This window comes from Arthrobacter sp. CAN_A214 (assembly GCF_015751955.1).
In the GTDB taxonomy this organism is placed as follows: domain Bacteria; phylum Actinomycetota; class Actinomycetes; order Actinomycetales; family Micrococcaceae; genus Arthrobacter_D.
The window spans coordinates 1-11,553 of record NZ_JADOUU010000042.1; the positions used below are offsets into that span (position 1 = coordinate 1).

The 11,553-nt window shown below is 61.7% G+C and carries 12 protein-coding genes and 1 pseudogene; 4 read left to right on the forward strand and 9 right to left on the reverse strand.

The window, feature by feature from the left end; genetic code table 11:
• The first annotated feature begins 296 nt into the window (after positions 1-296).
• Both IWX65_RS16315 and IWX65_RS16320 read left to right on the forward strand, forming a co-directional pair.
• Positions 297-578 carry a hypothetical protein gene (locus IWX65_RS16315; RefSeq protein ID WP_196884542.1) on the forward strand — a complete coding sequence of 94 codons (282 nt, stop codon included), beginning with the start codon at positions 297-299 and terminating at the stop codon, positions 576-578.
• A gap of 140 nt (positions 579-718) precedes the next feature.
• On the forward strand, positions 719-1,471 hold the full coding sequence (locus IWX65_RS16320) for a GAF and ANTAR domain-containing protein (RefSeq protein ID WP_334683947.1): 753 nt from the start codon (positions 719-721) through the stop codon (positions 1,469-1,471).
• Positions 1,472-1,482: 11 nt separating this feature from the next.
• Here the strand turns inward: IWX65_RS16320 and IWX65_RS16325 are convergent, their stop codons facing one another.
• Entirely contained in the window at positions 1,483-2,328 is an 846-nt protein-coding gene (locus IWX65_RS16325; protein ID WP_196884544.1) for a GAF domain-containing protein, read from the reverse strand.
• 420 nt (positions 2,329-2,748) lie between these two features.
• A complete protein-coding gene (locus IWX65_RS16330) occupies positions 2,749-3,048 on the reverse strand; it encodes a sigma factor-like helix-turn-helix DNA-binding protein (protein WP_196884546.1) in 300 nt (99 codons plus the stop codon).
• A gap of 230 nt (positions 3,049-3,278) precedes the next feature.
• Between IWX65_RS16330 and IWX65_RS16335 the strand changes: the two genes are divergently transcribed.
• Positions 3,279-3,536 carry a hypothetical protein gene (locus tag IWX65_RS16335; RefSeq protein ID WP_196884548.1) on the forward strand — a complete coding sequence of 86 codons (258 nt, stop codon included), beginning with the start codon at positions 3,279-3,281 and terminating at the stop codon, positions 3,534-3,536.
• 104 nt (positions 3,537-3,640) lie between these two features.
• Here IWX65_RS16335 and IWX65_RS16340 read toward each other — a convergent pair whose 3' ends face one another.
• The 5 genes and pseudogenes from IWX65_RS16340 to IWX65_RS18125 form a co-directional block, all read right to left on the reverse strand.
• Positions 3,641-4,162: a recombinase family protein gene (locus IWX65_RS16340; RefSeq protein WP_334683949.1), complete on the reverse strand. Its 522-nt coding sequence runs from the start codon at positions 4,160-4,162 to the stop codon at positions 3,641-3,643.
• 557 nt (positions 4,163-4,719) lie between these two features.
• Positions 4,720-5,733 carry an SGNH/GDSL hydrolase family protein gene (locus IWX65_RS16345; protein WP_196884550.1) on the reverse strand — a complete coding sequence of 338 codons (1,014 nt, stop codon included), beginning with the start codon at positions 5,731-5,733 and terminating at the stop codon, positions 4,720-4,722.
• Between the two features lie 14 nt (positions 5,734-5,747).
• Positions 5,748-6,311: a recombinase family protein gene (locus IWX65_RS16350; protein WP_196884552.1), complete on the reverse strand. Its 564-nt coding sequence runs from the start codon at positions 6,309-6,311 to the stop codon at positions 5,748-5,750.
• Positions 6,312-6,496: 185 nt separating this feature from the next.
• Entirely contained in the window at positions 6,497-6,694 is a 198-nt protein-coding gene (locus tag IWX65_RS16355) for a hypothetical protein (RefSeq protein ID WP_196884554.1), read from the reverse strand.
• 377 nt (positions 6,695-7,071) lie between these two features.
• Positions 7,072-7,275: pseudogene (locus tag IWX65_RS18125) on the reverse strand (IS1380 family transposase); the annotation flags it as partial.
• Between the two features lie 268 nt (positions 7,276-7,543).
• Here IWX65_RS18125 and IWX65_RS16365 point away from each other — a divergent pair.
• Positions 7,544-9,181: a bifunctional metallophosphatase/5'-nucleotidase gene (locus tag IWX65_RS16365; RefSeq protein ID WP_196884557.1), complete on the forward strand. Its 1,638-nt coding sequence runs from the start codon at positions 7,544-7,546 to the stop codon at positions 9,179-9,181.
• A 46-nt stretch (positions 9,182-9,227) separates the two neighbouring features.
• Here the strand turns inward: IWX65_RS16365 and IWX65_RS16370 are convergent, their stop codons facing one another.
• Complete coding sequence (locus IWX65_RS16370; RefSeq protein ID WP_196884559.1) at positions 9,228-9,443, reverse strand: hypothetical protein; 216 nt, start codon at positions 9,441-9,443, stop codon at positions 9,228-9,230.
• 35 nt (positions 9,444-9,478) lie between these two features.
• Positions 9,479-11,014: a sulfatase-like hydrolase/transferase gene (locus IWX65_RS16375; RefSeq protein ID WP_334683948.1), complete on the reverse strand. Its 1,536-nt coding sequence runs from the start codon at positions 11,012-11,014 to the stop codon at positions 9,479-9,481.
• Between the last annotated feature and the right edge of the window lie 539 nt (positions 11,015-11,553).

An 11,553-nucleotide genomic window follows, 5' to 3' on the forward strand; every position in this document is an offset into this window, starting at 1 on the left:
AGAACACCTGCAGCAGATCCGATCTTATGAAGATGGAGTAGCCCGCCATATCAACACCCATTCGCTAAGTGTTGCAATCACCGCAAGAACCCAAGAATCCTCTACCAGATGGCTTGGTTAAAGGGACAGAAGTGAAGCAGGTTAAGGGTGTACCTCAGACCCGGCGTGCTCTTATCCCCGCGCGGGAGCGGGTTCTCGGGGGTATGCGCGTAGGATGCAAGGTGCTGGCCCGGCCAGCACATGGTTCAGAAGAGGGCCTGGGTTCATCGTGTTTTTCTCGTCGATAGGCGTGCTCCATGAAGACCAGGCTTACTCCGTCGGACTCGTTTCCCAAGGATCTGACATCGCTGGACCTGCCTCAGGTTGAGGTCGTCAGCAGCAAAATTCAGCGCGAGCTGTCCTACGAATACGTGCACGATGGTGAACCTGATCCGGAGACAGAGTTCCGCAGCAAGGAAGTCACTGAAGAACTTGACCGGCGCGATGCGTTGGAGACCCTGGAATCGGCTGGCCTCCCATCACAACCTTTGGCTTCTGTTCCAGAGCTTGTTCGCCCTCCCGTGGAAGCCGCCCTGTAGCAGCAGCTGCGGGTTCCTACTCAGCTGCTGCTGGTGACAGGCAGTCCCGACCTCTCCCCCAAATTCTCCTGATTCCGGTCTCGATGTCGGGGTGCCCGTGTTGTGATGACTCCTCTTGGAGTCGGTAAGGAACAAATACTGTGCCTAACGAGACGGAACTGGCCGCGGATGCGGCCGAGAACGAGACGATGGCGCTGTTGCAGGACATGGTGCTCGCCAGTGAGCACGTGCAGCAGTTCCTCGACGGCCTGGTGACCATCGCATCGGCGGCGTTCACCAGTGCGTACGGCGAAGTGTTCTGCGGAGTGACACTGCTACGCCCAAGATCCATGGCTTCGGTGGCCAGCAGCAGCGATGAGGCCCGGCTGATGGACGAAGTGCAGTACGGCTTCGACGACGGACCCTGCCTTCGGGCCGCCCGCGAGGGCAACACAGTGCACATCCCCGATTTTCGTACCGAGTCACGGTTCCCGCAGTACCGCGAGGCTATTGCCGGGCACGGGATCCGCTCGGCCCTTGGTATTCCTATTCGCCTGGAAGCCGGCGCCAGTGCGGGTCTGGACTTCTATTCGACGGAACCGAACGCGTTCACGGACACGAGCATCGCCGTCGCCGAAGGCATCGCCCGGGATGCCTCGAAATCGTTGCGGCTCGCCGTGCGGATCGCGACCCTGGACGACGCATCCGAGCAATTGAGAGCAGCCATGGAATCCCGGACGGCCATTGACCTTGCGGTCGGAGCCATCATGGGCCAGAACCGGTGCAGCCAGGACGAAGCAGTTGCGATCCTGCGCACCGCAAGCAATGGCCGTAACATCAAACTGCGGGACCTCGCCGACAATCTCCTGGCATCCCTCGGGCAAACAGGGCCCGTCCGCACGCACTTCAGCTAACACCCCGCAGCCTATTGCTCCGACTTTCCGTCCCGAATCGGGTGGGGGACCGTTCCGTTCTCTGTATCAGGAAGCAAGCGGGGCCCGTTGATTTCGTCCTCGACCTGGCCGGCGAGGGTTCGAAGTTTCCGTCCGTCCCGCATGGAGTACTCCCGTGGTTGCTGGTCGATCACGCACAGGGTGCCGATGGTCCACCCGCCCGGTCCGCGCAGCGGGTATCCGGCGTAGAAGCGGATGTAGGGCTCCCCCACCACCAGCGGGTTGTTCTTGAACCGTTCATCCTCCAGCGCGTCCCGCACGATCAGCGGACCGGCGTTGCGGATCGTGGCGTTGCAGAACGAGATTTCCCGCGGCATGTTCTGCTGGATCGGCCCGATCACGGACTTGAGGAACTGCCGGCGGTCATCGATCAGCGTCACGATCACAGAACTGACACCGAAGTAGTCCTTCGCTTCCCTGGTGATCCGGTCGAACCGCTCCTCCTGCACCGTGTCCAACAAATCAGTCCGGGTCACCGCGTCCAGGCGTTCGTCTTCCTGCTCCTCAGCGGTGAACAGAAACGCGCCCGCCATGCCGAGGGCACGCCGGGCCTGGGCTGGAGACTCTGCTGGCCGGTCATCGGAGCAGCGCGCGATCCGGCTCTTGGTGGCCATCCCGGACAGGAGATCATTGATCGCATCGGCCAGCACATCACACTCCTCAGGCTGCAACACCAGCAACCCGGCCAGGTGTGCCTCGAGCTCGAACCGGGAAACCGCCCCGCCCATCCCGTAGTAGGTCACCCATACCTCGGGCAGAGTAAGACCCGTCGCTGACAAGACCTCTCTCATCTGCAGGATGTGTGCTTGTGCGTCCATGGCCTACCCTTCGTGCCGACAGCCCCGCCCAAGCCGTTGATTATCGTCCCTTATTGCCATGCCAGTCTGCTCCATCGTATTAACCAGCAGGAGTATCCATCAGCAGGCTTACTAGTTCTACCATAGCAACCGGCACCATCACTGGCACAGGAAATAAGGCCTTGCAGCAACACCGCTGCACCCCAACTGCAACAGATCAACTACCCCTGGCCCCACAATCCGGTCAGAAGCTGACCAGAAGTTGGCCACGATGTGTCACGAGCCAGCCGCTTGTCTGCCCGTGATCTGCAGGTAATCTGCGCTTGGTGTGCCCTTGGTCCGCAACTGGCCTGCATCTGGTTCACCTGGGCACATCCCATATCTGAGCACCACAGGCACCAGGTACCAGTCGTGTAGGCGCTGCGCACCACGGGTCGGCGGTTAATTCTTGAGACAGGTGCCGAGTTTTTTGATGCCGTCCCTGATACGGGTTTTGGCGGTGGGAACGGGTATGCCGAGGCGGTGGGCGACATCGACGTAGGTGAGGCCGGTGTAATAGGCCAGATCGATTGCTTCGCGCTGGACCGGCGACAGGATGGCCAGGCACCTTGTGAGCGATGCAGCTTCCTCGCGGTCGATCACTGTTTCGCAGACCTGGCCGTAGGCGGTGGTGTCCTGGTGGCCGATACCCCATGTGAGGTCCCGGACCCGGCGGGACTGCTCGGAACGGACCCTGGTCATCTGTCCGTACTCCTCGTGGGAATCCTGCCGCTGTCACTGTCACTGTCGTCGGCCGAACCTGCGCAGCTTCCCATACCGCCGGGAGTCACTGAGCTCGCCGGCTTCGACCAACAACCTGACCGGCCGCCATTATCGATAGATGCTGTGTGAGCGGCCTGCGAGGGCCGCCCCAGCAGCAGTACGGAGTCTTTCTCCAGATGTCTGGTGGCATCACGGTTAGAGTCGAAACCATGGCTACCTTCGTTTCCGAGCCCGCTCATGCTTACACCCATCACCTTGCAGATCTCCAGCACGTGAGGGAGACACTGATGACGACGGTGTTGGAAGCCCGCTCAGCCTGCGAATCCGGGACAGATCAACAGGGCCTGCAACTACTCCTCAGTGCAGCTGTTAAAGACGTCGAGGACGTCGACCAGATGCTTCATATGCTCCGCACCACGGCCTCAGAACCAGAATCAGAGCCAGGGGCACCGGCGGCGCCAACGTAGCAGTGGAGATGTCCGCGGTTGCCGAGGACAGGTCGACGATCACGCCAACAACCGCGGACCATACACGCATGTCCGGCCATACGCCGCCCGTCCTCTAGTCCTCGTCATGCAGGTTCGCTGGTGCCGATGCTGAGGTAGCGGTACACGGTGGCGCGGCTGGCCCCGATGATCTTCCCGATGTCAGCCGGCGCAAGCCCCTGAGCCTTCAGATCCCGGGCACGCTTGACCTTCGCATGGTCGAGAGTAATTTCCCGCCGCCCGGCCTTCCGCCCGTGCTCGGCCGCCGCGGCCATGCCCGCCCTGGTCCGCTCCGCCAACTGATCACGCTCAAGCTGGGCAAACGCCGACATGACCGTCAGCATCGCCCTACCCATGGAGCCGGTGGTACTGATGCCCTCGGTGACGCTGCGGAAGTGCACACCCCGCTGCTCCAGGTCATCGATCAGAGCCAACAGATTCCGGGTATTACGCCCCAACCGATCCAGCTTCCACACCACCACCTCATCCCCCTTCCGTAGGTGCTCGAGGAGCTTATCCAGCTCCGGCCGACTCGCCCTTGTCCCGCTCACACCGTGATCCGTGAAAATCCGGTCGCAGCCCGCCGCACGAAGTGCCGCGTGCTGCAGATCTGCGTTCTGCGTTCTGCGTTCTGCGTTCTGCGTTCTGCTCCAGAGTGCTGACCCTGGCGTACCCGATTCTTCCCATTCCGGCTCCCCCTCAAGCTCATCAAAGGCCTTTTTCCCTTTTGTTGAGAATACTCCGCATGAGACACATTGCTGGGACACGACGCGGTCTCTCACTCCCCGCCGATCCTGAAGTTCAGCCACGTTCACAGACCCACCGTCGGACCTCGCTGTCGGTCCGGTCAAAGGATCCTTCACTAGAATGCTCCATCGAGAAGCCAGCAAGCTACACAATGGTTCTCATGATGGATTCCACGTCGGTGAGGGAAGCAGGGCCAGAGGACGCATCCGAGCTGGTGGGACTAAGGCATGCAATGTTCCAAGCGATGGCCGAGGCAGGCGCCGCCGGCCGACCACAGGACATCGATGACACTCCTTGGTGCCCAGCTGCACAAGAGGCGATAGCTTCACGTATCGCACGAGGCACTCTGACCGCTTTCGTCATCGACGACATCTTGACCCCCGATGCCGTACTGGGTCGGCATCATGTTTGAGCGAGCCTAAGGGAAAAGAGTCCGAAGGACGGTTTCCGCCCACAACTGCTGACCCTGAGGATTAGGGTTCATACCGTCCTCCTGTACCAGGTTAGAAACATTGCTCGTGTCCGCGAACGCGTCATAAACATCAACGAGAGTCACAGGATCATCCGCCCAGTCGGACCGTACTTGTTGAACGATGGCCGTTTGGCGTTCGGCATCGGTCTGTGTCCGTGGGTTCTGAAGCGTGATTGCGAGGGCGGAGTTTTTGGGGATCCGATTTGCAATGGCAGGTAGAGCGGTGGCCATCGCGGTCGGGTTGCTGTTGTGCCCGTGGTTGATGATCACGAGCTCCGATTCTTCGGGCATCAGGGTATCGAGATATTCGAGTGAGTACTCCGGCCCAGATCCTACGGCCGACCCATTCCAGATAATGATCGGTTCTCCGGCCCCGCCGCCCACTACGGTTTCTCCTGCGTACATATTCAACTCCAAGTACCAGTCGTGAACGACTACCGGGCGACTGTATCTCGCGGAAAGTTCTGCTGCGATGAGGTGCACCCACTCACCGGTGGCGTTGCCCGTGGAATCGCCGATGACCGTCATGATCCAGGGCTTACTGGTATCAGCCAACCCACCGGCAGCACGTGTCGCGGGCGTGAACGATTCCACTGAGGCAATGGCTGATGGTGCCAGAGGCGCTGCTGTGGAGGTTTCCGCCGCATTGACGTTCTCGGTGGGCTTTTCCTGTTGATTCAGGTACAGCCCACTGAGAGCGAGAACAGCAGCGAGCGTGAAGCAGGCAACGATGATCTTGGGACGCTTCGCAGCAGATCTGCGGTGCTTGCTCCTGTGTCCTGATGGCACTGTATTCTCTCCCAGATAGTGATCGAGACTGCCCCAATGGTACCGGCGTGCCCATCCGCTGCAGTGAACCCCAGCTACACCCCTGACCTCGCGGCGATGGGGCTCTAGGGGGACGCCCTGATCGTGCTGGCGCAACAATCCAAGCTTATCTTGGACGCTGCGCTGCACCACGACCGCTCTCCGACCTAGGCTCTGACGTCTTCGCCGAGGTGCCGGTAGATGGTGCCGCGCGAGACCCCGAACGTCTCTGCGATTTGCTGCACCGTGTAGGTCTTCTCGTCATACATCGCTCGTGCCTGCCGGGCCTTCGTCGGTGTCATCTTGAACCGGCCACCACCTTTGCGTCCGCGGGCCCTGGCCGCGGCCAAGCCGTCTTTGGTGCGTTCGACAATGAGGTCATGCTCGAACTCTGCGATCGCCGCGAGCATATGGAAGAACAACCGCCCGCCCGGGGTTGTCGTATCAATGCCCTGCGAGAGTGCCTTCAGGCCAACGCCCCGTTTTTCGAGCCCGTCGGCGACTTCTTTCAAGTTCCGCACCGACCGGCCGAGGCGGTCGAGTTTCGTCACGACCAGGGTGTCCCCAACCCGCAGATACTCCAGAGCGTCATCAAGGGCCGGCCGCTTCGCCAGAACCCCCGAGGCGTGTTCGATGAAGACCTTTTCGCACCCGGCGGCCTCGAGCGCGTCGGTCTGGCCGTCGAGATTCTGCTCCCGGGTCGAAACTCGCGCATAACCGACAGCTGCCATGGGGCAAACTGTACCGTGGACGCAGGTGACAGTACGCAGTTCTCGGACACGGGCCGCGGAACGCGACACGCCGTTCTTGTTGCTTCTGCTGCTGAGTGTCCCGTGGACGGTCGTTCGCTGACGAGGTGCGGATTGCGTCGATCGGGCTGAGGCGCCGTATCTGGCTGCGTTTGTCTCCAGCCGGGCTATGAGGTGGTGCCGACGAGTTGAGCGCTGCGGTCCCAGATCTGCTTTTCGAGATTTAGGTCCTTCGTCTGGGCCTGCTCCTGCTTCGGCTTGGGTTGCTTAGTCAGGTGGTAATAACTGCCCGAGGTCCAGTCGATGCCGACCCGGCCGCTGACGAAATGCAACAGGACCCCGGCGCCCTTTTGAGGCTTCTGCATGAACACGGTCTTGATGAGCGGGTTCTTGTACGCGCCCGCTTAGAAGGAGCCACCACCGAAGTTCGAGGCCAAGTTACCGGGGTGGAAAGCGACGGCGTTGAGGCCCTGGGAGTGGTACTTGGCGTAGAGGGTCTTGGTGAAGAGGATCTGATCGACCTTGGCGCTGCCGTAGGCGCGCTCATCCTTAAATTTCTTTTCGGTTCCGAGGTCATTGATGTCGACGTTGCCATACCGGGCTGCGGCGATGCTCGCCGTGTTGATGACGGTCGCGTTGCTCGTGAGCAGGTTTGTCAGGAGGAACGGGGCGAGGTGGTTGACCTGGAAGTTCTTCTCGTGATCATGCGTTCGGTGCCGTCGAAGATGCCGCCGGCGTGGTGGAGGTGCCAGAGGAACTTGCGGGCCGCCCCGGCACTGTCGGTGCGGACCAGGATTTTCTTCCCGATTAGCCTGCCGTCCTGGTCAAAGTACCCGTCCGGCAGTTGAACAGTAGCGGTGTCGAAGACCTTGATGTGGTCATCGGCACTGCTAGCTCCGCCGTTGCCCGGGCGCAGCAGACAGGCCAGAATCTCCCCGGCGCCATGGCATCAATCACGGAATCACGGAATCAGCGGCTGTAGCCCGGACTGTTGGGCTGCGTCCACCGGTGGCTTCCCACACTCGTGAGCGCAGCGCCCGGGCCAGTGTTTCAGTGCCGTGGATAAAGGCCGAGGGGCAGGATTGACAGCGCCGTCAGAAAGAGCGTTACCAACAATCAATGCGTTCTTAGCGACGGCCGGTGGTTCACCTCCGCTTCCATTGCCGGTGATACTATGCCGTCGTCGTCTACCACAACCCTCAAGGAGATGCGACATGACAAAGCCAGCTACGTGGCGATCAGCCGCCCGCGGAACCGCAGCCGCTACTGTTGCAACGCTGATGTTCACCGCCCCGGGCGCAGCCTCAGCCCACGACCCGCAGAAGGACTTGTCGGCCCCGGCTTCGACAGTGTCTCAGTCCCCGGACCCGGCTACGGCTAAGTCGGAGTCAAAGTCGCAGCGCACCGTCGATGTGCAGATCCTCGGGCTGAATGAGACCCACGGTCAGCTCACCCCACTGAAGCGAGACGGCCGTCCTGCCGGCGGAGCGGCGAGCCTCGCGGCCTACCTCGCGCAGGAAGAAGCCGAGAACCCGCGAACCCTGATCCTGGACTCAGGCGACTTCATGCAGGGCCCCGTCATCTCCTCCTACTTCGAGGGTGCCTCCACCGTCGACGTCTACAACGAGATCGGAGTAGATGCTGCAGCGGTGGGAAACCACGAATTCGACTGGGGCCAGAACGCCTTCGCCGAGCGGGTTGACCAGGCGGACTTCCCGTTCCTGGCCGCGAACATCATCGACGACGGGACCGGTAAGGCGCCCGACGGCGTCGAGCCGTACATGATCGAGAACCTGAAGGGCGTGAAAGTCGGGGTCATCGGTATCGCCAACCCTGACACCAAGAACGTCACCCTGTCGGCGGCTACCGAGGGGCTCACTTTCCTCGACGCCGCTGCGACCGCCGACGCCGTCAACGCTGCGGTGGAGGAACTGCGGGACCGCAAGGTCGAAACCATCATCGTCAGCGCACACCAGGGCCTGGAGTCTCCCACCGAAGGGCCGCTGGTGGATATCGTCAACCAGCTCTCCGATGAGGTCGACCTCGTACTGGCAGGCCACATCCCTCTTGAGTTCAACACCACCATCAACGGCATCCCCGTTGTACAGCCCTTCGGCAACACCCGAGGCTACGCGGACGTCACGTTGACCGTTGACCGCGCCAGCAAGGATGTCATCAACGTCGCCACCGAACTGGATACCACCTTCGTCGATGAAATCCAGCCAGATACGGAAGTGCAGGCCATTGTCGACGGCTACCAGACGCAACTAGGTGCGGAGCTTGGACAGACCGTGGGCGCAGCGACGACGTCGATCCAGCGTGGCGCGAGCCGCGCTGTGGAATCCGAGATGGGCAACTTCGTCACCGACGCCATGCGTAACCACCTTGATGGTGTGAATTTCGCGGTCACCAACGCGGGCGGACTGCGCTCCGACATCGACGAGGGGCCCATCACCCTCGCCGAGGTCTACGGCGTCCTGCCCTTCAACAACACACTGGTGACCATGAGTCTCACCGGTGAACAGGTACGCCAGGTCCTGGAGGAAGGCGCCAACAGCCAGTACGGCACCGCCCAGGTATCCGGTCTGAAGTGGGCGTACAACCCCGCAGCCCCGTTCGGAGCCCGCGTCACATCCGTGACGCTGCCGGAAGGAACACCACTTGACCCTGCCGCGTCCTATCGGGTAGCCACGAACAACTTCATGGCCACCGGTGGCGACGAGTTCACGACACTGACCCAGGGAACCAACACTGTGGACACAGGCATCAACCTCGTCGACACCGTGGTGCGCTACCTCGAGAACAACTCACCCGTGGACCCACAGGTTGAAGGACGCCTGACCGTCGGGTAACACGATCCTTGGACAGGGGTGCCCGATAATCCCGGCGCCCTTGTCGCTACAAGCGCGGAACCTCCACCAACGTCACGAGGGCCGACTGCCGCGCGATACCCCGCCCGCGATTGTAGCGAATCGCCGCAATCAGCACGTTCTGTGCGGTCGGCAGCGCTCCAAAGAACGTGACCGCGAGCAAGGGGACGTCCTGCATGCCGAACACGAAACGACCGAAGAGAAACGCAACCGCAGGGCGTACTCCGAGTTTGAGGAATGTCACCAGACCCAGGTCGACGGCGGACGGACCGGACAGCGCTACTTGGGGGCATCCTCGCCGGCCCAGGCCTCCGCGTAAAACCGCGGGGAAAGCGATTCCAGTAGTTCGGTATAGAGATTCGGCTCCATTGCCTGCGCTGAGCCCCCTGGAATCTGCGACGCGAAGGCGGAAACGCCCAGCCCGGCCTCGCGATCCTTCAGGGTCAGGCCGGCGGCCTCCAGGATCGTGGGGTACATGTTCAGCTGGTCCACTCCGGGTCGCAGCGTGCTGTTCCTGTCCTGGCCCGGAACCCAGATCCGATTGAAGATAGTGCGGTTGTCATGGTCGTCCAGCTGCTCGTGGAAAGCATCGCCGGCGCTCATGTGCTTGAGGTGGTCGCCCATGATCACCACGGCGGTGTCGTCGAGGTAGCCCTTCTCCTTCATATAGTCCACGAACCCGGCCACCTGGGTCATCGAGCAGGAGAACACCGAGGTGACCTCGTTCTGCGTATCCACGTCGCAGTAGTCATAGACGTGCACCGGCTCATGGGTGTCCAGCGTCAGCATCGACAGGTTGAACGGCCGACCGGTCCTCACCGCCTCGGCGTACAGCTCATCGATCTCGTCCCGGGCATTCGCCATGAGGCGCTCATCGCTCAAGCCCCAATCGCTGCGGAAGTTCTCCTCCGGTTCCCCCGCGGCGCGCCAATCAGAAAGGCCCTTCACCTTGGAGTAGCCGTGGGTACCCAAAAAGCTGTCCTTCGCAGCGAAGGAAGAGTTCGCACCGCCCAGGAACACGTTGGTGTAGCCGTACCCTTCCAGGACATCGCCCAGGCAAGTGATCCCGCCCAGGTAAGTGTCGACGTCCCCACCGGGCTCGATCGGGGCACTGCTGCTCCCGGAGGAGCCCACGCCCTTCAGCGGGACACCGCACTGCGTCGAAGTGAGACCGGCCATGCTCCAGCCCCCACCCGTGTACTGCTGAAAATCGGCCACGCTCTGCCAGCCGTCCGAGACCTTGGTGGCCTCCTTCAAAGGAGCGAACGCGTCCTTTTCGAAGAGCTGATCGTCCTCAAGGGTGGCCTCGCCGGACTCGAGGTAGATCAACACAAGGTTGCGCTTGTCCTCGTCGCTGGTGACGGTCGGCTCCACGTAGTAGTCGCCGAGATCGTACTTTGAGTTCGCAGCCTTGACGTACTCCCTCACGCCCACCGTGGTAGCGAAGGCCGTGGTTCCGCCGACGACCACCGCGGCCACCAGAGCGGTGGAAACCGTGCGCATGATCCACTGCGAGCGACGAGGAAGCCCCCCGTCGTCATTGCGGCGGCGCTTGCGGCGCCGGAAGAACTGCCACAGGGCGATCCCCATGGTGATGAGCAGGGGCACGACGCCAACCCCCAAGATGCCGATCAAGACGATAGCTCCGCCCCCGCCGTCGATTTCGACGGAGACGAGGTTCAGGAGCATCTGACCCACAGAAATCTCGCCCCAGTAGAAACGAATGCCGACGGCGGCGATAAGCAGCGCGAGCCCCACCCAGATCAGGACGTAGACCAAGCCGCGTCCCACGACGACGCCGACCCGTCGGGTCACTTGAAGATTCCGGCCAGACATGACAACACCCCGCGTTCCGAATGCCCGCGTGTTCGCCGAACACCCTTGACATCCAACCCGTTCTCGGGTGTGAAAAAGACTAGTGCCCTAGGCTACCCGTTCAACCTTGGTTTACCCGTCGTTAACGAGTCGTACACCGCAGCACGGGCCGTGCGACCCTCTGCGGTCAGTGGAAGTCTCCCAATCAAGAGCTCGTCTTGAAGCAACTGGAGCTAGTCAGCACAGGCTGCCTTAATTCAGACCGGAAAGTCGCGTCGACTGCCGGGCTCCGAACGCCGGCAGAGACAACATTCATCCGCGGCTTTTATGCGCTTGCCGCTGACCTTCGAGGTCTCTCCGCCCGGTGCGGGCGGGTCGGTTTAGGTGTTGTGTCGGGGCCGGTGTAGGAGTGCGTAGCCGGTGATGGCGAGGATCCCGGCGGTGGCTTCTGCTACTGCGGTGAGGATTTTCTTCGCGTACCAGACGGGTTCATACATGGAGGGGATCGGACCGATCGCCGGGACCTGCACATACCGGTA

Excerpts from the sequence above, each read along its gene's own strand:
- IWX65_RS16315 (WP_196884542.1), top strand. The coding sequence starts at position 297 with ATGAAGACCAGGCTTACTCCGTCGGACTCGTTTCCCAAGGATCTGACA.
- IWX65_RS16325 (WP_196884544.1), bottom strand. The coding sequence starts at position 2,328 with ATGGACGCACAAGCACACATCCTGCAGATGAGAGAGGTCTTGTCAGCG.
- IWX65_RS16330 (WP_196884546.1), bottom strand. The coding sequence starts at position 3,048 with ATGACCAGGGTCCGTTCCGAGCAGTCCCGCCGGGTCCGGGACCTCACA.
- IWX65_RS16335 (WP_196884548.1), top strand. The coding sequence starts at position 3,279 with ATGGCTACCTTCGTTTCCGAGCCCGCTCATGCTTACACCCATCACCTT.
- IWX65_RS16350 (WP_196884552.1), bottom strand. The coding sequence starts at position 6,311 with ATGGCAGCTGTCGGTTATGCGCGAGTTTCGACCCGGGAGCAGAATCTC.
- IWX65_RS16355 (WP_196884554.1), bottom strand. The coding sequence starts at position 6,694 with ATGCAGAAGCCTCAAAAGGGCGCCGGGGTCCTGTTGCATTTCGTCAGC.
- IWX65_RS16365 (WP_196884557.1), top strand. The coding sequence starts at position 7,544 with ATGACAAAGCCAGCTACGTGGCGATCAGCCGCCCGCGGAACCGCAGCC.